The 22,727-nt window shown below is 68.2% G+C and carries 21 protein-coding genes, 1 tRNA gene and 1 other RNA gene; 12 read left to right on the top strand and 11 right to left on the bottom strand.

Translation table 11 applies throughout. The features are described from left to right. Positions 1–20: 20 nt before the first annotated feature. Positions 21–683 (bottom strand): SIMPL domain-containing protein, encoded by a 663-nt coding sequence (locus AC2D10_RS03810; protein WP_484710553.1) that lies wholly within the window; start codon positions 681–683, stop codon positions 21–23. A 152-nt stretch (positions 684–835) separates the two neighbouring features. On the opposite strand from AC2D10_RS03810, the gene ssrA reads away from it, so the two are divergent. Further along, positions 836–1,205, top strand: a transfer-messenger RNA (tmRNA) gene (gene ssrA, locus AC2D10_RS03805). 79 nt (positions 1,206–1,284) lie between these two features. On the opposite strand, the gene AC2D10_RS03800 is transcribed toward ssrA, so the two are convergent. The 8 genes from AC2D10_RS03800 to AC2D10_RS03765 all read right to left on the bottom strand — a co-directional run bounded on the left by AC2D10_RS03800 (position 1,285) and on the right by AC2D10_RS03765 (position 6,992). Next, positions 1,285–2,184, bottom strand: coding sequence for a dihydrodipicolinate synthase family protein (locus AC2D10_RS03800; protein ID WP_484710552.1), 900 nt, complete (start codon positions 2,182–2,184; stop codon positions 1,285–1,287). Continuing rightward, positions 2,181–2,714: a GNAT family N-acetyltransferase gene (locus AC2D10_RS03795; RefSeq protein WP_484710551.1), complete on the bottom strand. Its 534-nt coding sequence runs from the start codon at positions 2,712–2,714 to the stop codon at positions 2,181–2,183. Before AC2D10_RS03795 ends, AC2D10_RS03800 begins: the two co-directional genes overlap by 4 nt. Positions 2,715–2,763: 49 nt before the next feature. Beyond that, the gene (locus tag AC2D10_RS03790; protein ID WP_484710549.1) at positions 2,764–3,336 is read right to left on the bottom strand and encodes a hypothetical protein; all 573 of its coding nucleotides are present in this window, start codon (positions 3,334–3,336) and stop codon (positions 2,764–2,766) included. A 19-nt stretch (positions 3,337–3,355) separates the two neighbouring features. Further along, a complete protein-coding gene (locus AC2D10_RS03785) occupies positions 3,356–4,165 on the bottom strand; it encodes an inositol monophosphatase family protein (RefSeq protein ID WP_484710548.1) in 810 nt (269 codons plus the stop codon). Positions 4,166–4,291: 126 nt separating this feature from the next. Continuing rightward, positions 4,292–4,364 (bottom strand) — tRNA-Lys (locus AC2D10_RS03780). 97 nt (positions 4,365–4,461) lie between these two features. After that, positions 4,462–5,691 carry an MFS transporter gene (locus AC2D10_RS03775; RefSeq protein WP_484710547.1) on the bottom strand — a complete coding sequence of 410 codons (1,230 nt, stop codon included), beginning with the start codon at positions 5,689–5,691 and terminating at the stop codon, positions 4,462–4,464. Then, positions 5,691–6,152 carry a MarR family winged helix-turn-helix transcriptional regulator gene (locus AC2D10_RS03770; protein WP_484710546.1) on the bottom strand — a complete coding sequence of 154 codons (462 nt, stop codon included), beginning with the start codon at positions 6,150–6,152 and terminating at the stop codon, positions 5,691–5,693. Before AC2D10_RS03770 ends, AC2D10_RS03775 begins: the two co-directional genes overlap by 1 nt. A 51-nt stretch (positions 6,153–6,203) precedes the next feature. Next, positions 6,204–6,992, bottom strand: a complete 789-nt coding sequence (locus AC2D10_RS03765; RefSeq protein ID WP_484710545.1) for an IclR family transcriptional regulator — start codon at positions 6,990–6,992, stop codon at positions 6,204–6,206. A 102-nt stretch (positions 6,993–7,094) separates the two neighbouring features. Between AC2D10_RS03765 and AC2D10_RS03760 the strand changes: the two genes are divergently transcribed. The 3 genes from AC2D10_RS03760 to AC2D10_RS03750 are packed head-to-tail and all read left to right on the top strand — an operon-like array spanning position 7,095 to position 9,738. Beyond that, positions 7,095–7,868 (top strand): CoA transferase subunit A, encoded by a 774-nt coding sequence (locus AC2D10_RS03760; protein ID WP_484710542.1) that lies wholly within the window; start codon positions 7,095–7,097, stop codon positions 7,866–7,868. Position 7,869: 1 nt separating this feature from the next. Next, entirely contained in the window at positions 7,870–8,517 is a 648-nt protein-coding gene (locus AC2D10_RS03755) for a 3-oxoacid CoA-transferase subunit B (RefSeq protein ID WP_484710540.1), read from the top strand. A gap of 15 nt (positions 8,518–8,532) precedes the next feature. After that, complete coding sequence (locus AC2D10_RS03750; RefSeq protein WP_484710538.1) at positions 8,533–9,738, top strand: acetyl-CoA C-acetyltransferase; 1,206 nt, start codon at positions 8,533–8,535, stop codon at positions 9,736–9,738. 36 nt (positions 9,739–9,774) lie between these two features. On the opposite strand, the gene AC2D10_RS03745 is transcribed toward AC2D10_RS03750, so the two are convergent. Then, the gene (locus tag AC2D10_RS03745) at positions 9,775–10,074 is read right to left on the bottom strand and encodes a hypothetical protein (protein WP_484710537.1); all 300 of its coding nucleotides are present in this window, start codon (positions 10,072–10,074) and stop codon (positions 9,775–9,777) included. A gap of 218 nt (positions 10,075–10,292) precedes the next feature. Here AC2D10_RS03745 and AC2D10_RS03740 point away from each other — a divergent pair, with 218 nt between their 5' ends. From AC2D10_RS03740 to ilvC, 7 genes are all read left to right on the top strand, one after another. Further along, positions 10,293–11,537: an MFS transporter gene (locus AC2D10_RS03740; RefSeq protein ID WP_484710535.1), complete on the top strand. Its 1,245-nt coding sequence runs from the start codon at positions 10,293–10,295 to the stop codon at positions 11,535–11,537. Between the two features lie 62 nt (positions 11,538–11,599). Further along, on the top strand, positions 11,600–13,009 hold the full coding sequence (locus AC2D10_RS03735; RefSeq protein WP_484710534.1) for an alpha,alpha-trehalose-phosphate synthase (UDP-forming): 1,410 nt from the start codon (positions 11,600–11,602) through the stop codon (positions 13,007–13,009). Between the two features lie 48 nt (positions 13,010–13,057). Further along, positions 13,058–13,867, top strand: coding sequence for a trehalose-phosphatase (gene otsB / locus AC2D10_RS03730; RefSeq protein WP_484710532.1), 810 nt, complete (start codon positions 13,058–13,060; stop codon positions 13,865–13,867). 9 nt (positions 13,868–13,876) lie between these two features. Beyond that, positions 13,877–15,595, top strand: a complete 1,719-nt coding sequence (ilvD, locus tag AC2D10_RS03725) for a dihydroxy-acid dehydratase (protein ID WP_484710530.1) — start codon at positions 13,877–13,879, stop codon at positions 15,593–15,595. A gap of 74 nt (positions 15,596–15,669) precedes the next feature. Continuing rightward, a complete protein-coding gene (locus AC2D10_RS03720) occupies positions 15,670–17,472 on the top strand; it encodes an acetolactate synthase large subunit (RefSeq protein WP_484710528.1) in 1,803 nt (600 codons plus the stop codon). A 3-nt stretch (positions 17,473–17,475) separates the two neighbouring features. Beyond that, positions 17,476–17,985 (top strand): acetolactate synthase small subunit, encoded by a 510-nt coding sequence (gene ilvN, locus AC2D10_RS03715; protein ID WP_484710527.1) that lies wholly within the window; start codon positions 17,476–17,478, stop codon positions 17,983–17,985. A 60-nt stretch (positions 17,986–18,045) separates the two neighbouring features. Next, complete coding sequence (gene ilvC, locus AC2D10_RS03710) at positions 18,046–19,074, top strand: ketol-acid reductoisomerase (protein WP_484710525.1); 1,029 nt, start codon at positions 18,046–18,048, stop codon at positions 19,072–19,074. An 83-nt stretch (positions 19,075–19,157) separates the two neighbouring features. Here the strand turns inward: ilvC and AC2D10_RS03705 are convergent, their stop codons facing one another. Next, positions 19,158–21,992, bottom strand: a complete 2,835-nt coding sequence (locus AC2D10_RS03705) for an FAD-binding and (Fe-S)-binding domain-containing protein (protein ID WP_484710523.1) — start codon at positions 21,990–21,992, stop codon at positions 19,158–19,160. A gap of 72 nt (positions 21,993–22,064) precedes the next feature. On the opposite strand from AC2D10_RS03705, the gene AC2D10_RS03700 reads away from it, so the two are divergent. Beyond that, complete coding sequence (locus AC2D10_RS03700; protein ID WP_484710521.1) at positions 22,065–22,724, top strand: GntR family transcriptional regulator; 660 nt, start codon at positions 22,065–22,067, stop codon at positions 22,722–22,724. Positions 22,725–22,727 lie beyond the last annotated feature (3 nt).

Genomic DNA, 22,727 nt, shown 5'->3' with positions numbered 1-22,727 from the left:
CGACGGACGGGACCCTCGTCTCAGCGGGCGATGAAGCGGGCTTCGACCGTGGCCGCCACCACGATGTCCTCGGGCTCGTACTCCATCACGGCTGCCGTATCGGCGGCGAAGGCGGAGCCCCGAGCCTTCATCATCGGGGAGACAGCGCCCGGCTGCCCGCTCGAGATCAGGCCGACATCCGCGATCTCGCGCGGAGTCACGTCCGACAGGCCGAGCGCCGCGGCATAGGCGGTGGCCCTCGTGACGGCCACGCCCACGGCTGCGGCCGCGACCTCACTCTCCAGACGTGCTCGAGTCTCAGGTGTGAGGTGCCAGTCGACCCAGCCGATCTCGACCCCGTCCCAGGCCGAGATGTCAGCCACCCAAACCGAGAGTTCGGATGCTTCGACGAAGCTCGCGGTGAGGTCGATGCTGGCGTAGTACACGGGGGCGAGACGGGTGCCCTCGGCGTTCCATGGACGCTCGGCGCGCACTGACAGGCGTGTGCTCGACCAGTCGATGACCGTACCTGCGTCGACCCGGTCCGTGATGCTCACGCGCACGGGATCGGTCAGTCGCATCGCGGAATCGACGACGGTGGCGCGGTCAGAGCCTTCGGCGCGCACACTCACGCGGATGGTCGCGCGTTCCGGGGTGACTCGTACCTCATGCTCGCCGCGCACGGTGACGGTGACTTCGCTCATGCGGCGACTCTACGCCAGCTGGGTGAAGTCATCGGGGCCGGCTGGGAATGGCGGGGGATCGGCATCCGTTGTATCCTGTGTAGCCGGGGCCTACGAGGCCCGGACATGAAAAATCAACAGTGCGACAACGGCTCCTTCGTGAGAAGGACCACGGGGCTGATCGGTTTCGACAGCGCCTGTGTATCCACGAGAAGCGGGCCGAGGATGCAGAGTTATCTCGTAAACGCTCTCTGCAAAAACATAGTTGCCGAAACCAAGCGCAACGACTTCGCCCTCGCTGCATAAGCGAGCCCGATAGTCCGTCAGACCGTGGGTGATTCCGCCACGGACCCTGGCGTCATTTAGGAATCTTGCTGTGTGACGGCGTCTGGACGTCACGCGGGACTCTTCCCAGGCTGGGCTCGTCGACTTAGGTGTCTGTGACAAAGGTCGGAGCCGAGCAGAACGTCTCCACAGACTGCGCCCGGAGAAGGCGTGGATTAACAGCGTTGGACGGGGGTTCGATTCCCCCCAGCTCCACCAAGCCGTTGTCGCGAAATGAGAAAGCCTCCCTTCCGTGTCTCACGGGAGGGAGGCTTTCTTCGTTCGCCGGCGTCGGTACTCAGGCGAGGCCCAGCTCGTCCATCACGGCGTGCACCCGCGCCCGATCGCCCAAATCCAACCCCTGGATGGGGCGCGGCAGACACCTCTCGGGCGCGAGGCCGAGGTGTTCCGCGATCGCTGCGATCACGCGGAGGCTTCCGCCGAACTCGGCGTACAGGCGCCAGAGCGGATCCAGCCGAATCGAGCCTGCCTTCGCCTCATCGAGGTGTCCGTTCTGCGCAGCCCGCACGATCGGAAGGACGAGTTCAGGCAGCGTACCGCCGAGGACGGAGTACCAGGCGTCACAGCCGGCGATCAGTCCGGCAGAGCCGAAGGCATCGCCGGAGACGCCGATGGTGACGTTCGCCGGGATGACGTCGCGGATGCTGTCGATGCGGTCGCGCGCTTTGGCGGGGTCGACCGGAACACCGGGAATCTTGATCGACGCCACGCCCGGGAGGGCCGCGATGCGCGCGTAGAGATCGATCGAGAAGGAGAAGTGCGTCGTTCCCGGGTTGTCGTAGACGATGACGGGAAGACGCGTGTGCTCGGAGACGGCCCTGTACAACTCGAACACGTCGTCATCGGTGAGCGGCTGATAGGTCATCGGCGCGAGCAACAGTCCCTGAGCACCCGCGTCCTCGGCGGCGTCGGCATGCGTGAGCACCTGCGAGGTGCGCAGATCGCTGACACCGATGAAAAGCGGCGTGCCCTCGGCGTTCTCGACGGCGACGCGTGCGACCCGGGTGCGTTCCGCTGTGGTGAGGTAGGGGGCGCATCCGGTCGAGCCGAGCGCCGTGATGGAGTCCACACCGGCGGTCGCGAGACGCCTGACCAGTCGAGCGAAGGCGCTCTCATAGATGGAGTCGTCAGCGAGGGGAGTCAGAGGGAAGGCGCTCAGTCCGGTGAACAAGGTCATCGAACCGGATCTGTGGCAGGTGTCATCCCTCCAGGGTAGGCGAGGTCGAGCATCCACTCATTGAGCGTCAGCTGCGTTCCGCGGAATGTCTCGAGAACCGTTCCTGTGAGCTCGAACCCGGCGCCTCGGCAGAGTGCGTTCGATGCTCGATTGGTCACGCGCGGGAACGCCACCAAGGTCCGGCGTCCGCCCGCGTGCGCACGGGCGTCGGCGATCATGAGCGAGAGAGCCTGTGCGGCGAATCCCCGACCCTGCGCTTCCGGCACGACGAACCAGCCGGTCTCGAGCGACTCCTGCTCCCTCCAGCGCGTCATCCAATATCCGATGGAGCCCACCGCATGATCGTCGGACACCATGACGAACATGCGCGCCTCGCCCGTCTCCATGTAGCTCAGGTAGCGCCGGTGACGCTCGGTGAGCTGCTTCTCGGTCTCGGGGCCGCCGAGGTGAGATGTCATCTCGGGCGTGTTGGCGCGGTGCAGCAGCGGAAGATCCGTCATCTGCCACGGACGGAAGGAGAGGGAGGGCATACCCGGAGCATGCCAGGGGCCTCCGACAGCGGCGGCGACCGGCGCTCGATCAGCCGACGCCCTCGATGAGGAGGAGGCTCTGCTTCGTGTCGGCCATCTTCACCCAGCCGTCGCCGAAGAGATACGTGATGCCGTAACCCTCGCCGTCGGTGCCCATGGAGTACCGCGGGTCCTCTGTGATGTGCACCCCTTCGGGTCCGTCCTCACGCGTCCATCCGGCCGCGATCAGATCGGCCTGCGCCTTCGCGGCGTCATCGGCGCTGATCTCGGACCATCCGTACAGCTGACCATGATCGGATCCCACCGAGTAGTCGGCCCATAAGCAGAGCAAGCCCTCGGTGAGCTCGACCTCTCCGATCACGAAGGGGGTCGGCTGCGCCGTCCATCCGGCACCGGTCAGTGCCTCGACCGTGCCCGGAGAGATCATCGACTCGCAGGACATCTGCGACCCGGCGTCCGTCGGTGAGGGAGTCGACACCGGAGCCACGCTCGGTGCCGCATCGGCCGCGGTCGCTGTCGGCTGCGGGGTGAGCGGAGAGGCATCCGGGGGTGCGCACGCCGCGAGCGTCACCACCAGGAGCAGCAGTGCTCCGGCGGTGGAGAGCGTGAAGCGGGATGTCATCGGTGGCCTCGGGGCGGAATCACTCGTGCAGCAGGGAGAGGAACGCATTGTGAAGGATGCCGTTGGTGGCGAGTGTCGAGCGCGCCGAGATCGTCTCGATGCCGTCGACCGACGTCATCCGCCCGCCCGCCTCGCGCACGATCGGAACCGCAGCGGCGATGTCGTACTCCTTGACATCGAATTCCGCGACCATGTCGATGCGCCCTTCGGCGAGCAGCATGTACGCGTACACGTCGCCATAGGCGCGGTCGCGCCAGACACGGGCGGCGATGGACTGCAGAGCATCGCCGCGACCGGCATCCGTCCACTGCCCGATGCTCTGGAAGCTGATGCTCGCGTCATCGAGCGACGAGACCGCCGAGGTCTGCACGCGGCGGGGTCCTGCTGTCGTGTCGGTCCATGCTCCGGAGCCGGTCGAGGCCCACCAGCGTCGGCCGAGAGCGGGCATGCTGACGACTCCGACCTGGGGGATACCGTCGATGGCGAGCGCGATCATCGTGCCCCACAGCGGAACGCCGCGCAGGAAGTTGGCGGTGCCGTCGATCGGGTCGATGATCCACTGGCGGTGCGTGTCGCCTTCGGCGCCGAACTCCTCGCCGAAGATGCCGTCCGCGGGGCGCTCGTCCGCGAGAATCGCGCGGATCGCGCGTTCGGTCGCCAGATCGGCATCGGTGACGTGCGAGTTGTCGGCCTTGGTCGACACGACCAGATCGGCGGCATCGAACCGCGGGAAGGACTGTGCGTCCGCGGCGTCCGCAAGGCGCAGAGCGAGCGCGAGATCCTGGTCGAGGTCGGCAGGAAGGGCTTCGGCACGGGGGGAGGCGGTCACCGTTTCAGGATACGTCAGCCCTCGGAGAATGCAGTGCGGCGGCGTCACGCGAGGAAGCGTTGCAGGTATCTGTGGGAAAGCAGAAAAGCCTCACGAATCTGGCGAGAGATTCGTGAGGCTGATCCGTGCACCCCCTCGGACTTGAACCGAGAACCCACTGATTAAGAGTCAGTTGCTCTGCCGATTGAGCTAGAGGTGCGTTGTCCGGGATTACCCCGGCCGAGGAATTACATTACCAGTCGATCGTCGGCAAATGAAATCCGCGGTCGTTCCCCCGGACACCCGGGCGCGTCGGCTCAGGTGGCGTCGCCGATCAGGATGGCCTCCGCGTCCTCTGCCGCAGCATCGGCTGGCTCGTCGTCGATGTGTGCAAGCACGTTCCGACCCAGGAACACGGTGAGCGCGGCGATGAGTACCGCCGCTGCGGCGAACAGGTAGGGCACCGTCGCGTTGAACGCGTGCCAGAGCAGAGCGGCGATCGGGGGAGCCATCGCGCCCCCGAGGAAGCGAACCGCGGAGTACGACGACGAAGCGACCGAGCGGGGCAGGTCCGTCGCCTCCATCACAGCCTCGGTCAGCACCGTGTTCATCACGCCCAGCAGCAGTCCGCCGACCACGATGCACCCGACCAGGAGCCCGGGGCTCGAGACGACCAGGCCGGCGGCCACGAGATCGAGGGCGAGTAGAGGAAGACAGATGAGAATGATGCGGGTGCGTGACAGACGGCGCATCAGCACCGGCGCCACCCACACGCTCGTGACCGCGAGCGCCACGCCCCAGCCGAAGAACGTGAGGCCGATGCCCATCGCGCCGAAGCCGAGCGGAAAAGGTGAGAACGCCAGCAGGACGAATAACCCGATGTTGTAGAAGAACGCCGCGGCGGCGAGCACGGCCAGTGCCGGATGACGCAGGGCCGTGAACGGTGCCGAGAACGGCACGGGAGTGCGGGTCTCACGCGGGCCGCGGAGCAGGACGAGCACAGCGACGAACGCGATGGCCATGAGCACGACGACGCCGAAGAAGGGCCCGCGCCAGCTCTGTTCGCCCAGAAGGCCGCCGAGCAGCGGCCCGATGGCGATGCCGAGCCCGAGGGCCGCCTCGTACAGGATGATCGCGGCGCTGCTGCCACCGGATGCCGCTCCCACGATCGTGGCGAGCGCCGTCGAGATGAAGAGCGCGTTGCCGAGTCCCCACCCGGCACGGAAGCCGATCACCGCATCGACGCTGCCGCTGACGGCGCAGAGCAAGGCGAACACCACGATCAGTCCGAGCCCGATGAGGAGGGTCGCCTTGGCGCCGATACGACTCGAGATCCAACTCGTCACCAGCATGGCGAGGCCGGTCACCAGGAGATAGCTGGTGAAGAGGAGTTCGGTCTCGACCGGACTCGCTTGCAGCGATTCGGCGATCGCCGGCAGGATCGGGTCGACCAGACCGATGCCCATGAAGGCCACGACGCACGCGAACGCGACCGCCCAGACCCGCGCGGGCTGTTTCCAGGGAGATGCAGTGGGGGTGCCGCTCATCATCGTTCTCCGTTCTGTGCGGTCGCGGTCGTGTCTGTGCCCGCTGTCGTGTCGGTGTGTGCGGCAAGGATCTCTGCCGCCCGCAGGAGGGCTTCCCAATCGCTGTCGCTGAGTTCAGCGAAGCGGGGTGCGAGGATGTCTCGGAACTCCGCGCGCCAGTGACTCAGGGCGGTGGATCCTGCGGCGGTGATGTCGACGACGATCCCGCGGGAGTCAGCGGCATCGGGGGAGCGGCGGACCAGGCCCTCGCGCTCGAGGGTTCCGATGAGGCGCGTCATGCCCGGCTGCGTGGTCCGCGCCGCGCTGGCGAGTTCGCCGACGCGTCTGCCCCCGCGCTGCTCCAGCAGGCTCAGGACGCGCCACTGGACGGCGGGGGCCTCGTTTCCCGCCTCCTTGGCGGCGATGCGCGTCAGCGCGTGCGCCGAGAGCACGAGCGAGGGGATGACGTCGACTCGATTCATACCAACGAGTATATACCCCAGGGTATGCTTCCAGCGTGCGGAACGGCGGCGTCAGCGTCGGGCGTTGGCGATCCGCGCGGACAGCTCGTGCGCATGCGCCAGCAAGGTGCGACCGCGTTCCGCGATGCGATCCGGCCCGAAGCGGAACTGCACGCCGGTGAGGCTCAGCGCCCATTCGGGTCGCCCGGACCGGTCGAAGACCGCGGCGCCCATGCCCCAACTGCCTTCGACGATCAGTCCCGGATTGATCGCGTAGCCGCGCTCCTTGGTCTCGGCCAGGCGGGTGCGCAGGGAGACGGCGTCGTGCGACGCGCCCCAGGCCTGAGAGAGCTTGGGGTGACGCTCGAAGTAGGCATCCACATCGTGGTCAGGAAGGAACGCGAGGATGGCGAGTCCCGCGCTCGCGACACCGAGCGGGAAGCGCACTCCTTCGCTCAACACGAAGGAGCGGATCGGGAAGGACCCCTCCTCGCGGAGCAGGCAGACGGTCTCGTCCGCACGCCGCGCGGAGAAGAACGCGCTCTCCTCGGTCTTGACGGCGAGGGAGCGCACGAGATCGCGGGCGAGCGTGGTCACGTCGTAACGAGCCGCCGCGACAATCCCCATCAGGAACAGCTCGGGGCCTGGCATCCACCGGGTGCTGTCCGCATCGCGGTCGACGAGGCCCTCGGCCTTCAGTGCGGTGAGAAGCCGGTGCGCGGTGGACCGCGAAAGCTCTGCGTTCCGTGCGAGTTCCTGCAGTCCCGCACCCTCCGCGCCGGCGGCCGTGACCAGGCGAAGCAGTCGCGCGGCGCGAGCGATCGCCTGCGCGCCGGGAACGCTGGGCGAGGTGTGTTCCATGATGTGGACGCTAGTCCTCGGAATGACCACATCGCAAGAAAAGGCTTCCGCGCGGCGCCCCCGGCGCGCGAGGCTGAGAGGACACGGTTCGAAGGAGTGCGCGTGATCGACAAGCAGTGGGCCACGGCGGCGGAGGCCGTCGCCGACATCCCCGACGGTGCATCGCTCGCGGTGGGCGGTTTCGGCCTCTCGGGCAACCCGATCGCCCTGATCGACGCCCTGCTCGCACAGGGCACCCGCGACCTCAGCGTCGTCAGCAACAACTGCGGGGTCGACGACTGGGGGCTGGGCGTGCTGTTGGGCGCCGGCCGGATCCGGAAGATGACCTCGTCGTACGTGGGAGAGAACAAGGAGTTCGAGCGGCAGTTCCTCACGGGCGAACTCGAGCTCGAGCTCACCCCTCAGGGCACGCTGGCAGAGAAGTTGCGCGCCGGCGGATCGGGCATCGCCGCGTTCTACACGCAGACCGGCGTCGGCACCCAGGTCGCAGAGGGCGGACTGCCGCGTCGCTACCACCCGGACGGCACGATCGCCGTCGCGTCACCGCAGAAGGACGTGCGCTCGTTCGACGTCGACGGAGAGCCCCGGGACTTCGTCCTGGAAGAGGCGATCACGACAGATTTCTCCCTCGTGCACGCGCTGGTGGGCGATCGACACGGCAACCTGATCTTCAACAAGGCTGCGCGCAACTTCAACCCGCTCGCGGCGATGGCCGGGCGGATCTGCATCGCTCAGGTGGAACAGCTGGTCGAGCCGGGCGAGCTCGATCCCGACCGCATCCATCTGCCCGGCGTCTTCGTGCACCGATTGGTGGAGGTCGGCGGAGACATTCCCAAGCGGATCGAGCGGCGCACCGTGGCCGCGGAAGGAGTCTGAGATGGCGCTCACGCGTGATGAGATGGCCGCTCGTGCGGCGGCGGAGCTGACCGACGGCGCCTACGCGAATCTGGGGATCGGGCTCCCCACGCTGGTGCCCAACCACGTGCCCGCGGGGGTCACGGTGGTGCTGCAGTCCGAGAACGGCATCCTGGGTGTCGGTCCCTACCCGCACGAGGACGCGGTCGACCCCGACCTGATCAACGCCGGCAAGGAGACCGTGACGGTGCTTCCCGGGTCTGCGTTCTTCGACTCGGCGCTCAGCTTCGGGATGATCCGCGGCGGCAAGATCGACGCCGCGATCCTCGGCGCCATGCAGGTCTCGGCCGGAGGAGACCTCGCCAACTGGATGATCCCGGGCAAGATGGTCAAGGGACCGGGCGGCGCGATGGACCTCGTGCATGGCGCCGGTCGCGTGATCGTTCTGATGGAGCACGTCGCCAAAGACGGCTCGGCGAAGATCGTCGACCAGTGTTCCCTGCCCCTCACCGGGCGCGGCGTCGTCGACCGCATCATCACCGATCTGGCGGTGATCGATGTCACCGACCGGGGTCTGGTGCTCGTCGAGACGGCACCGGGCGTGTCGATCGACGAGGTGGTCGCAGCGACGGAGCCGCCGCTGATCATCGCCGATGGACTGAAGAACTGAAAGGACGGGAGCATCATGACCGACCTCAACGCCCGCACGCCCGACACGGAGATCGTCATCGTGGCCGCCGCGCGCACCCCGCAGGGTCGCCTGAAAGGACAGCTCGCCGCTTTCACCGCTCCGCAGCTGGGGTCGTTCGCGATCCGGGGAGCGCTCGAGCAGGCTTCCGTCGATCCCGCCGACATCGACGCGGTCATCGTCGGCCAGGTGCTCGCCGCCGGCTCCGGTCAGAACGCCGCTCGTCAGGCGGCACTCGGCGCCGGCATCGGCTGGGACGTCCCCGCGCACTCGGTGAACAAGGTGTGTCTGTCCGGCCTGACCGCGATCATCGACGCGGCTCGCATGATCCGCACGGGTGATGCTCGAACGGTGGTGGCCGCCGGCATGGAATCGATGACCCGTTCGCCACATCTGCTGATGGGCTCCCGCGACGGATGGACCTACGGAAGCGTCGAAGTGCTCGATCACATGGCATACGACGGTCTGACCGACGCCTATGACCACGAGAGCATGGGGGCGTCGACCGAGCGTCACAACGCCCGCTATCAGCTCACCCGCGAGACGCAGGATGCCGTGGCGGTGCTGTCGCATCAGCGGGCAGCCGCCGCGCAGAGCGCCGGCGTCTTCGCCGACGAGATCGTGGAGGTCGCCGTCCCGCAGCGACGTGGGGAACCGGTGCTGGTGACGGCGGACGAGGGCGTGCGCCCGGGCACGACGGCGAAGACGCTCGCCGGACTCCGCGCCGCGTTCGCCGAGGGGGGCTCCATCACCGCGGGCAACGCCTCACCGATCTCCGACGGAGCATCGGCGGTCATCGTGACGACCAGGGCCAATGCTGCAGCGAAGGGCTGGCCGATTCTCGCGACCGTCGGCGCGAGCGGTCAGACCGCGGGGCCGGACAACTCTCTGCATGCTCAGCCCGCCCGAGCGATCGAGCGCGCCTGCGAGAAGCAGGGGATCACGCCGGCGGATCTCGACCTGGTCGAGATCAATGAGGCTTTCGGTGCGGTCGTCGCGCAATCCCAGGTCGAACTGGGGCTCGACTCCGACATCGTGAACATCCACGGCGGAGGCATCGCCATCGGACACCCCATCGGCGCATCCGGGAACCGTCTCGTGGTGCACCTGGCGCATGAACTGGCGCGCCGAGGAAGTGGAACGGCTGCGGTCGGTCTGTGCGGTGGCGGCGGTCAGGGCGAGGCGCTGATCCTCACGCGCTGACTCTCACGACGCGCTGACGTGCGGCGGTGCCGCGGATCAGCGGCGCTTCTCCTGGGCGTGCCCCTGCGCGTCGGCGAGCGCCTTCTGCGAGCGGAACTGCAGCCGCTGCGCCTTCTTCGACTTCTTGACCGACTGCGGGGAGTCGGCATCGACGCGAGCGCCACGACGTGCACGGCGCATGTCGACCGTCGCGCCGACGGCGAGGGCCATGGTGATGGCCCAGCTGAGCCACGAGAGGGCGGAGCGCCAGGTGATGGGTTCCTCGCGGGTTCCGCGCAGCAGGGAGATGCCCGCCGAGATCGCCGCGATGAGTCCGGTGCTGAAGAGGTAGCGCATGCCCCTACGGTACCCGCCTGCGCTTCACGGCGTCCGAGGCTTGACAACCCCGCGTGCCGTACCCAGCGCAGCCATGCTTTCAGCGGTACAACGGGGTGACGCGCTACCATGGACAGGTCGCGGCAGGTCCGCGGCCGCACACCGTGTATCTACCGGCCGTCGGCAATCCGACGGACAGCGGCGGCACCCGATTCCGCGTCTGCGGGCGCGCGAGAGCCATGACACACACGAATACCTCCGCGGAGCCGAACCTGCTCCGCATCGCCGGATTCCCCTACTTCCTGATCGCCTTCATCGCGCGTTTGCCGTTCGCGATGATGGTCGTCGGCGTCCTCACCGTCGTCGTCTCGGCGCGCGGCTCGCTGTCGCTCGGAGGTCTCACATCCGCCGCCGTCGGGCTGGGCACCGCCTGTTTCGGACCGCTGCTCGGCGCTGCGGCCGACCGTTTCGGTCAGCGTCTCGTACTCCTGATCCTCGCGATCGCGAACGGCTCGATGCTGGTGCTGTTCACGCTGGTCGTCTATGGCACGGCCGCTGACGGATTCGTGCTGCTCGCCGCTGTCGGCATCGGCGCCACGGCACCCCAGGTGGCGCCGTTGTCGCGGTCGCGTCTGGTCACGATCATCCGCGACCGCATGTCAGAGGAACGACGGGCGCGAACGCTCTCCGGCACCATGGCGTACGAGTCTGCGGCAGATGAGACCGTGTTCGTCTTCGGGCCGTTCATCGTCGGCCTCCTGGCGTCGGCGATCGCGCCCTGGGCGCCGCTCGTGGGGGCCGCCGTGCTCACGGTCGTCTTCGTCGGCGCCTTCGCCCTGCATCCGAGCGGTCGTCACGTCTCGCATGATCGCGACGCCGATGGCAAGGCGCTCTCGGCCGTGTCGGAGCTCTTCCGACCGCAGCTGCTGATCGTCGTGCTCGGCATCCTCGGCGTCGGGATGTTCTTCGGCTCCATGCTCACCGCGCTCACCTCGTTCATGGCCGATCGCGGTGCGGCCGAGCAGGCCGGCCTTCTCTACGGCGTGATGGGGGTCGGATCAGCGATCCTCGCGCTCGGAGTGGCCTGGTTGCCGCCCGCATTCTCGCTCCGGGCACGGTGGCTGATGTTCTCCGGCATCCTGCTCGCGGGAACGCTGCTGCTGGGACTCGTCGACTCGCCCGCGATGATGATCGTCGCTCTGGCGATCATGGGCATCGGCATCGGACCGACGCTCGTCACCCAGTACAGCTTCGGTGCGGGGCTGAGCCCACTGGGGCGCTCGGCGACCGTGATGACGATGCTCGGATCGGGTGTCGTGGTCGGGCAGTCGATCGGCGCTGCGGTTGCCGGCGAGATCGCCGAGAACGTGGGAACGACGAGCGCCCTGGTGCTGCCGGTGCTCGCAGCGGGAGTGACGTTCGTCGCCGGTGTCGTGAACTGGATGCTCAGCGCTCCGCGCCCCACGCCGTCCGCCACGACCTGAGGTGGCCACCGGCGGCCGGCATCCTCGATAGCCTGGGAGTACCGCTGGTGTGAGGAGTCATCTTGGTCGCTGCAGAGTTCGTGGTCGTCGCCAACCGGCTTCCGGTCGACCGAGTCGAGGGCCCCGACGGCGAGGATCTCTGGCGAGTGTCTCCCGGCGGCCTCGTCGCCGCCCTCGAGCCCATGATGCGCACCGTGCACGGCGCCTGGGTGGGGTGGGCCGGGCAGGCCGACGTCGAGATCGCCCCGTTCGAGAACGACGGAATCCATCTGATCCCCGTCGGGCTCAGTGCGGAGGAGGTCGCGGAGTACTACGAGGGCTTCGCGAACGACACCATCTGGCCGCTCTATCACGACGTGATCGCGCCACCGCAGTACCACCGCGAATGGTGGGATGCCTACGTCACCGTCAACCGTCGCTTCGCGTCCGCAGCGGTGGCCGCCGTCGCCGAGAACGGCACGGTGTGGGTGCACGACTACCAGCTGCAGCTCGTGCCGCAGATGGTGCGCGAGATGCGGCCCGACGTCACGATCGGCTACTTCCACCACATCCCGTTCCCGGCACACGGCCTCTACGCGCAGCTGCCCTGGCGTGACCAGGTACTCCGCGGGCTCCTCGGCGCCGACGTGATCGGGTTCCAGCGGGTGCAGGACGCGACGTACTTCCTCACCGCGGTCAAGCGTCGCCTGCGTTACGAGGTGCGCGGCTCGAACGTCGCCGTCCCGGACGGTGATGGTGGCACGCGCATCGCACTCGCCAAGGCCTTCCCGATCTCGATCGACACCGCGCCGTATCTCGAGCTCGCGGCGCGCCCGGACATCCAGGCACGTGCGGCCGAGATCCGCGAGAGCCTGGGCAACCCCGATCGCATCCTCCTCGGCGTGGACCGACTGGACTACACCAAGGGCATCCGCCACCGCATCAAGGCGTACGGCGAACTGCTGACCGAGGGGCGTCTGAACGTCGAGAACGTGACGCTGGTGCAGGTGGCGAGTCCGAGCCGTGAACGCGTCGACGCGTACATGCACCTGCGCGACGAGATCGAACTCGCCGTCAGCCGCATCAACGGCGACACCGACACCATGGGCCATTCCGCGATCCGCTACCTGCACCAGGGCTACCCTCGTGAGGAGATGGTGGCGCTGTACCTGGCCGCCGACGTCATGCTCGTCACCGCGCTTCGCGACGGCATGAACCTCGTCGCCAAGGAGTACATCGCCACGCGTGCAGACAACCGCGGCGTGCTGGTGCTCAGCGAGTTCACCGGCGCCGCGGATGAGCTCCGTCAAGCCGTCCGGGTCAACCCCCATGACATCGAGGGCGTCAAGGACGCGATCATGACGGCGATCGAGATGTCGCCGTCCGAGCAGTCCCGGCGCATGCGCTCACTGCGTCGGCGCGTGCTCGACAACGACGTGAACGCCTGGTCCTCCTCGTTCCTCGCGGCGTTGGACGCCGTTCACCCCCACTGACCACGGCGCTTCGGCACCCACGGCGATACTGAATACGACCCCCTGCGAATGGAGACAACTGTGACGCGCGCCTGGACCCCCGGTGTCAACGACGACGAGCTGACGGCGATCGCCCGCACCGAGAGGCTCGTCGTGGCGCTCGACTTCGACGGCACGGCGTCGCCTCTCGTTCCCGACCCCATGGCGGCGCGCGCGCTTCCCGAGGTCGCGACGCAGGTCGCTCGCCTGGCGGCATTGCCGGACACCGTCGTCGCGTACGTGTCGGGTCGCAGCCTGCATGACCTGCGGATCATCACCGAGCACGCCGACGACTCCGACATCGTGCTCGCAGGATCGCACGGTGCGCAGTACTGGTTCCCCGGTGAGGGCGAGGCCGCGCTGACCGGCGAGGCGACCGAGGAGGGTGCGCGCGAGGAACTGTGGGCCGCCGCGCGACCGATCATCGAGAGCTATGAGGGCGCGGAGTTCGAGCCCAAGACGTTCGGCATGGGCGTACACACGCGTCGTGCCGAACGCGATGTCGAGGAGAAGGTGTTCGCCGAGATCGACGCGCTGGTCGCCGAACGCTTCCCGCACTGGCGGCGTCGCGCCGGCCACCGTGTGCTCGAGTTCTCCTCGCGCGCCGAGGGCAAGGACTCCGCGATGGTCGCACTCCGCGAGAAGTTCGATGCCACCGGCATCCTGTTCGCCGGCGATGACGTCACCGACGAGGACGGGATGCGCGTGCTCGGCGAGGGCGATCTGGGAGTGCGGGTCGGCCCCGGCGAGAGCCATGCCGCACTACGTGTCGAGAACCCACAACAGATGGCGCTCCTTCTGGAGGCCCTGGCGGACGAGCGCACCGCGGCGCGGGAATAGACTTCCTCCATGTCCCCGCACGAAGCTGCCGCCAACGCGTCCATCGACATCAAGCCGCGCAGTCGCGTGGTCACCGACGGGATCGAGGCCACCACATCGCGCGGCATGCTCCGCGCCGTCGGCATGGGCGATGCGGACTGGGACAAGCCCCAGATCGGCATCGCCTCCAGCTGGAACGAGATCACCCCCTGCAACCTGAGCCTGGACCGTCTGGCGCAGGGCGCGAAGGAGGGCGTGCACGCCGGCGGCGGCTACCCGCTGCAGTTCGGCACGATCTCTGTCTCGGACGGCATCTCGATGGGCCACGAGGGGATGCACTTCTCGCTCGTGTCGCGTGAGGTCATCGCCGACTCCGTCGAGACGGTGATCATGGCCGAGCGCCTCGACGGCAGCGTTCTGCTGGCCGGCTGCGACAAGTCGATCCCCGGCATGCTGATGGCGAGTGCCCGCCTGGGGCTGTCGAGCGTGTTCCTGTACGCCGGGTCGATCGCGCCCGGCTGGGTCAAGCTCTCGGACGGCACCGAGAAGGAGATCACGATCATCGACTCCTTCGAGGGAGTCGGCGCCTGCCGTGCAGGTCGCATGTCCGAAGAGGACCTCAAGCGCATCGAGTGCGCGTTCGCACCGGGGGAGGGCGCCTGTGGCGGCATGTACACCGCGAACACCATGGCGTCCGTGGCCGAGGCGCTCGGACTCAGCCTTCCCGGTTCGGCCGCGCCGCCCTCGGCGGATCGCCGCCGCGACTACTTCGCGCACCGCTCGGGCGAGGCCGTCGTGAACCTGCTCCGTCAGGGCATCACGACCAAGGACATCCTGACGAAGGAGTCCTTCGAGAACGCGATCGCGATCGCCATGGCGCTGGGCGGCTCCACCAACGTCGTGCTTCACCTGCTCGCGATCGCGCGAGAGGCCGAGATCGACCTCGACCTGCACGACTTCAACCGCATCGGCAGCCGCACCCCGCACGTGGCCGACATGAAGCCGTTCGGCAAGTACGTCATGAACGACGTCGACCGGCACGGCGGCATCCCCGTGCTGATGAAGGCGATGCTCGACGAGGGTCTGCTGCACGGTGACGCTCTCACGGTCACCGGCAAGACGGTCGCCGAGAACCTGCGCGAGTTGAACCCCGCCCCGGTCGACGGTGACGTCATCCACACGTTCGACAACCCGATCCACGCCTCCGGCGGCATCACGATCCTGCATGGCTCGTTCGCTCCCGAGGGCGCCGTCGTGAAGTCCGCCGGCTTCGACGCCGACGTGTTCGAGGGGCCCGCGCGGGTGTTCGAGCGCGAGCGTGGTGCGATGGACGCTCTCGCCAACGGTGAGATCTCCGCGGGAGACGTCGTCGTGATCCGCTACGAGGGCCCCAAGGGCGGCCCCGGCATGCGCGAGATGCTGGCGATCACCGCGGCCATCAAGGGCGCTGGTCTCGGCAAAGATGTACTACTCTTGACAGACGGACGATTCTCAGGCGGCACAACCGGCCTGTGCATCGGCCACATAGCACCCGAAGCGGTGGACGCAGGTCCCATCGCCTTCGTGCGCGATGGTGATCTGATACGGGTCGATATCGCAGCTCGCTCTCTTGACCTACTCGTCGACGAGGCAGAGCTCGCCTCCCGCCGTTCCGGCTGGGAGCCGCTTCCCCCGCGCTATACCCGTGGCGTTCTTGCCAAGTACTCGCGCCTCGTGCGGTCCGCCGCCGAAGGCGCCACCACCGGCTGATCCTCGTCGGCTCGCTGCCGGCTCCGCCGCACAGCGTCGGCTCCGACGTCACACAGACCACCCGAAGGAAACTCATGACTGCTGATTCCGTCTCGGCCGTGCCGAGACCACCTGCCCGCCCGTCCACCGCGCCGGAGATCTCCGGCGCCGAAGCCGTCGTCCGGTCCCTTGAGATGCTGGGTGTCACGGACGTCTTCGGTCTTCCGGGAGGAGCGATTCTCCCGGTGTACGACCCGCTGATGGACTCCACTGATCTGCGCCACATCCTCGTGCGTCACGAGCAGGGTGCAGGCCACGCCGCTGAGGGATACGCCGCGGCCTCCGGCAAGGTCGGCGTGTGCATCGCCACCTCCGGTCCGGGGGCGACCAACCTCGTGACGGCGATCGCCGACGCCTACATGGACTCCATGCCGCTGCTCGCGATCACGGGCCAGGTCTTCTCGACGCTGATGGGCACCGACGCCTTCCAGGAGGCCGACATCGTCGGCATCACCATGCCGATCACGAAGCACTCGTTCCTCGTGAAGGATGCCGCGGAGATCCCCGGTGCGATCGCGGCGGCCTATGAGATCGCCTCGACCGGTCGTCCCGGACCCGTGCTCGTCGACATCACCAAGGACGCGCAGCAGGCCATGGCGCCGTTCGTCTGGCCGCCCAAGATCGACCTCCCCGGCTACCGGCCGGTGACCAAGGCGCACGGCAAGCAGATCCAGGCCGCCGCCGCCATGCTCGCCGAGGCCAAGAAGCCGGTGCTGTACGTCGGCGGCGGCGTGATCCGCGGCCGCGCATCGGCGGAGCTCCTGGCCCTCGCCGAGTCCACGGGCGCCCCGATCGTGACGACGCTGATGGCGCGCGGTGCGTTCCCGGACTCCCACCCGCAGCACCTCGGCATGCCCGGCATGCACGGCACGGTTCCGGCCGTGCTCGCGCTGCAGGAGGCCGACCTGCTCGTGTCGCTGGGCGCTCGATTCGACGATCGTGTGACCGGCAAGGCGGCGCTGTTCGCCCCCAACGCCAAGGTCGTGCACGTCGACATCGACCCGGCCGAGATCTCCAAGATCCGCATCGCCGACGTGCCGATCGTGGGCGATCTGCACGATGTGCTCACCGACCTCGACGCGGCGTTCCGGGGCGTGACCGGCGGTACCAAGCCCGACATCGACGAGTGGTGGTCCTACCTCGACGGTCTGCGCACCGAGTTCCCGCTCGGCTACGCGCCGACCACCGACGGCCTCCTGGCGCCGCAGTACGTGATCCAGCGCATCGGCGAGCTGACCGGACCCGAGGGCATCTTCGCCTCGGGGGTGGGCCAGCACCAGATGTGGGCGGCGCAGTTCATCAAGTACGAGCGCCCGAACGCGTGGCTGAACTCCGGCGGCGCCGGCACGATGGGCTACTCCGTTCCGGCCGCGATGGGGGCGAAGGTCGCCGAGCCCGACCGCGCCGTGTGGGCGATCGACGGCGACGGCTGCTTCCAGATGACCAATCAGGAGCTCGCCACCTGCACGATCAACAACATCCCGATCAAGGTCGCGATCATCAACAACTCCTCCCTGGGGATGGTGCGTCAGTGGCAGACGCTGTTCTACGACGGCCGCCACTCGAACACCGACCTCAACACCGGGCACGGGTCGATCCGGATCCCTGACTTCGTCAAGCTCGCGGAGGCGTACGGCTGCCTCGCGATCCGCGTCGAGAAGGAGGACGAGGTCGACGCTGCGATCCAGCTCGCGCTCGAGACCAATGACCGCCCGGTCGTGATCGACTTCGTCGTCAGCGCCGACTCCATGGTGTGGCCGATGGTGCCGCAGGGCGTCAGCAACAGCTACGTCCAGTACGCCCGCGAGCACGCGCCCGCATTCGACGAGGAGGACTGACCCATGTCGACCCACGTACTGAGCCTCCTGGTGGAGAACACCCCCGGTCTCCTCACCCGTGTCGCGGGGCTGTTCGCCCGCCGCGGCTTCAACATCGACTCCCTCGCCGTCGGCGTGACCGAGGTGCCCGGCATCTCGCGCATCACCGTCGTCGTCGACGTGGAGGAGCTCCCGCTCGAGCAGGTGACCAAGCAGCTCAACAAGCTGATCAACGTCATCAAGATCGTCGAGCTCGATTTCTCCACCTCGGTGCAGCGCGAGCACATGCTCGTGAAGGTGCGCACCGACAACGCGACGCGCTCGAACGTGATCGAGGTGGCGAACCTGTTCCGCGCCTCGGTCGTGGACTACGCCTCCGACGCACTCGTCATCGAGGTGACCGGCGACAAGGGCAAGATCGACGCGATGCTCCGCGCGCTCGAGCCGTTCGGCATCAAGGAGATCGCGCAGTCCGGCCTCCTCGCCATCGGCCGCGGCGGCAAGAGCATCACCGAGCGCGTGCTGCGCGGCTGACACTTTCCAGACTCAGGGCCGATCAGGTCCGCATCAACCACGAACAAGGAGAAACACACTGTGAGCACCGAGATCTTCTATGACGCAGACGCCGACCTGTCCCTGATCCAGGGCAAGAAGGTCGCGATCGTCGGTTACGGATCGCAGGGTCACGCCCACGCGCAGAACCTGCGCGACTCGGGCGTCGAGGTCGCCATCGCGCTCAAGGAGGGCTCCAAGTCCGCCGCCAAGGCCGAGGAGGCCGGTTTCGCGGTCAAGACGGTCGCCGAGGCGACCGAGTGGGCCGACCTCATCATGATCCTCGCGCCGGACCAGCACCAGCGCATCATCTACAGCGAGTCCATCGCGCCGAACCTGACTGCGGGCAAGACCCTCGCGTTCGCACACGGCTTCAACATCCGCTTCGGCTACATCGACGCTCCTGAGGGCGTCGACGTGATCCTCGTCGCTCCCAAGGCGCCGGGCCACACCGTCCGTCGCGAGTTCGTCGCCGGTCGCGGCATCCCCGACATCATCGCGGTCGAGCAGGACGCCTCGGGCAAGGCCTGGGACACGGCGCTCTCGTACGCGAAGGCCATCGGCGGCACCCGCGCCGGCGTCATCAAGACCACGTTCACCGAAGAGACCGAGACCGACCTGTTCGGTGAGCAGGCCGTGCTCTGCGGTGGCGTCAGCCACCTGGTGCAGGCCGGCTTCGAGACCCTCACCGAGGCGGGCTACCAGCCCCAGATCGCGTACTTCGAGGTTCTGCACGAGCTCAAGCTGATCGTCGACCTGATGTGGGAGGGCGGCATCGCTAAGCAGCGCTGGTCGATCTCCGACACCGCCGAGTTCGGCGACTACGTCTCGGGCCCGCGCGTCATCGACGCCCGCGTCAAGGAGAGCATGCAGGGTGTGCTCGCCGACATCCAGTCGGGTGCCTTCGCGAAGCGCTTCATCGACGACCAGGACAACGGTGCCGAGGAGTTCCTGGCGCTGCGCGCCAAGGAAGAGCAGCACCCGATCGAGGTCACGGGCAAGGAACTGCGCTCGCTCTTCGCGTGGAAGCAGCAGGATGAGGACTACATCGACGGTTCGGCCGCGCGCTGATCCGGGATCTCACCTGACCTGATCTGATCTGAACGAGAAACGGGCACCCCGCGGGGGTGCCCGTTTTCGTCTGCCGCCAGCGGTCAGCCGCGCGTGAGCTCCTCGAGCACCTCGACGACGTGCCGATACGGCTGGCCGGTCGCGCGGGTCATGCCGATCTCGCAGGTGCGGTTCGCCGAGACGAAGGCGTCGAATCCGCCCCGCTCGGCGTCGGCCGCGCGGACCTCGGCCGATTCGACGGCGGTCGCGCTGGCGGTGAGCTCGGGATGCAGCATGCCGCGGTCGCCGGCGAACGCGCAGCATCCCCAACCCTCCGGCACGAACACGTCGGAGGCGACGGCAGCAGCGATCGCAGTGAGCGCGCCGGTCGCCCCGAGCGCGGTCGTGGAACAGGTCGGATGCACCGCCACGCTGTCGAGGCGGGCCGACACGGTGACACGGGGGAGCACCTCGCGTGCGATGTAGGTCGTCGCATCCTCGATCACGAGTCCGGCGTACTCGGGGTATTCGGCGAGCGACTTCGCGAGCATCGTGTGCAGACCCTCGGTGCACGATGCTGCGTCGCAGACCACGGGCAGTGTGCCGTGGCGACTGGTCTCCCACAGCGTCGACAGCACGCGGCGGGTCATCCTGTCGTAGCCGGCGAGGTGACCCTTCGACTTCCACGGGGTGCCGCAGCAGAGTCCGCGTGCGTCATCCGGGATGACCACGGCGATGCCCGCCCGGTCGAGCAGGGCGCGCACCGCATCGCGCGAGCCGTCTCCGTGGCCCTCGGCACCGAACATCGTGCCGATGCAGGCGCCGAAGAAGACCGCCTGCGCATCGGCCGGGTTCTGCGCCTCGGGCGGCTTCGTGCCGCCGCGGGGGAGTCCGCCGTCGTAGAGCGGCACGGTGTCGCTACCGAGCAGCGCCCTGCCCACGCGCGTCGCGGCGGTAACGAGAGGGGCGGGCGCCGCGGCGGCCGCCGTCAGGGCCATACCGCCCACACGGGTAACCGCACCCCAGCTCTTCGCTGCAGCATCCCAAACCACGCCCTCGACTTTCGACGCCTCCTCCGCGCGCAGGCGGCGCACCAGATCACCGGTGTTGATGTCGACCGGGCACGCGACGGCGCACATGCCGTCGACCGCGCAGGTCTGCACACCGTCGTAGTCGTAGTCCTTTCGCAGGTCCTCGAGCAGCGCGGTGTCGCCCTGCTCCTCGGCCCACGCCATGTCGCGCCGGATCACGATCCGCTGACGCGGGGTGAGCGTGATGCTCTTGCTCGGACACGTCGGCTCGCAGTAGCCGCATTCGACGCAGCGGTCGACCTCGGACTCGACCGTCGGCACCCGCTTGAGGTCCTGCAGGTACGAGTCGGGATCGTCCGACAGCACCACGCCGGGGTTCAGGATGAGGTCGGGGTCGAACAGCCGCTTGATCTCCCACATCATGTCGGTCAGCTCATCGCCGTATTGGCGCCGAACGAACGGAGCCATGATGCGTCCTGTTCCGTGCTCTGCCTTCAGCGAGCCCTGCTGGCCGAGGACGAGCTCGACCAGATCGTCGGTGAAGCGGCGGTAGCGCGCGACGCTCTCGGGGTCGTCGAAGCGCTCGTTGAGCAGGAAGTGCACGTTGCCGTCCTTGGCATGCCCGAAGATCACCGACCCCTCGTAGTCGTGCAGCGCGAACAGCTCGATCAGCCGTTCGCAGGTCACGAGCAGGCGTTCGACCGGCACCACGATGTCCTCCAGCAACGCGGTCGTTCCGGAGGGACGCGCTCCCGCGACGGCGGTGTACAGCCCCTTCCGCACATGCCACAGGGCGGCGCGCTCGGCCGCGTCGGTGGTCAGTCGGGGCGCGACGGCCAGGGGGAGCGCCTCGAAGTGCGCCTGCGTGTGCTCGCGCGCGGCCGCGAGTGCCTGATCGTCCTGGGCGTGCACCTCGACCAGAAGCGCGGCGTGGTCGAGGACCTCGATGTCTGCGATGGTCGCGGGGACGTCGCTCAGCCCCTGCGCGACACGCAGCGAGGCGGCGTCCAGCAGCTCCACCGTGGCGAGGCCGAGCTCCGTCAGGGCGGGGAGCGCGGCCATGGCGTCGGACAGCGTCGAGAACACGAGGAGCCCGGTGGCGATCGCCGGGCGGATCTCGATCGTGCGGAAACGCGCCTCGGCCACGAAGGCCAGTGTGCCTTCGGAGCCGATGATCAGGTGCTCGAGGATGCGCACGGGGTCGTCGAAGTCGAGCAGCGCGTTCAGGCCGTAGCCCATCGTGTTCTTCATCGAGAACTGCTGACGCAGGAACGCGACGTGTGCGGAAGAGGCGAGCAGGCGCGCACGCAGGGCCATCAGTCCCGCGGCCAGCGCGGGCTCCGCGGCCTGCAGTTGCGCGCGAGCATCCGGATGGCCGGTGTCGAGGATCGTTCCGCTCGGCAGGACCACCGTCATCGATTCGATGGTCCGGTACGAATTCTCAGTGATCCCGCATGCCATGCCGCTGGAGTTGTTGGCCACGACGCCGCCGATGGTGCAGGCGATCTCGCTCGCGGGATCCGGACCCAGCTTGCGTCGATACCGGGCCAGTCGCGTGTTGACCTGCCGCACCGTGGCGCCGGGCCCGACACGCACCCGAGCACCGTCGTTCTCGACTGCGATGCCACCGAAGTGGCTGCGGGTGTCGACCAGGATGTCGCCGCTGATGCCCTGCCCCGAGAGGCTGGTTCCCCCGGAGCGGAAAGTCATCGTGCGTCCGGCGGCCCGCACGGCGCCGAATGCCCGCGCGACCCCGTCGGCGTCTACCGGGGAGAGCACGGCGTCAGGGATGCGCAGGTAGTGCGACGCGTCGTGCGCGCGCGAGAAGCGGTCGATCGAGCGGCTGTGGACCTGGGTCGACGCCCCGAGGAGCGCGACATCGAGGGGTCCGGTGAGAGTGGTCGGCACGCTGCTCCTCAGTGAGTGGACGGATTGTCAGACAAGTGTACTGGCAGCCGCTCTTCTCGCTAGGCTGTGCACATGGCCGCAGAGGACGCAACGCTGGGAATCGTCGGGGTGGTGGATGCCGTGACGGCACGGCTCCGCTCACGAATTCTCAGCGGAGACATCCGCTCCGGGGAGCCGCTGACCGAGGCCGCGGTCTCGCAGAGCTACGGCGTCGCACGTCCCAGTGCCAAGGCGGCCATCGAGCAGCTCGTCGCCTCGGGGCTGCTGGTGCGCACCGCCCATCGCACGGCGCGCGTCGGCGCGATCGACCCGGAAGTCGTCCGCGACGTCTATCGGACGAGGGCGAGGCTCGAGAGCGCGGCGCTGCGCGAGCTGGCGGCGGCGCGGTCGGTGCCGCAGTCGGCGATCGACGCGAACGCCGAGATCCTCGCCATGCCGCCCGGGCCCGATGCGCGAACGGTCGACCCCGACCTGCGCTTCCACACGGCGCTGATCGATGCGCTCGGCAGCGAGCGCACCGCGCGGATGTACCGCAGCGTGCTCGATGAGGCGCGCCTGTGCATGGCGCAGGTGCAGGGTCGGCGGCTGCTGGACGCGTCGGTGATCGCCGCACAGCACGCCCAGATCCTTGCCGCTGTCGCCTCCGGAGAGGCAGATCGGGCCGCGGAGATCTTGCATCATCACCTCTCGTCGGCGGAGGAGAGGCTGATCGAGGCAATGCGCGCCGACTAGCGG

The sequence above is a fragment of the Microbacterium sp. PI-SA-G genome, from assembly GCF_057215335.1.
This window is presented reverse-complemented; position numbering and strand designations above follow the sequence as displayed.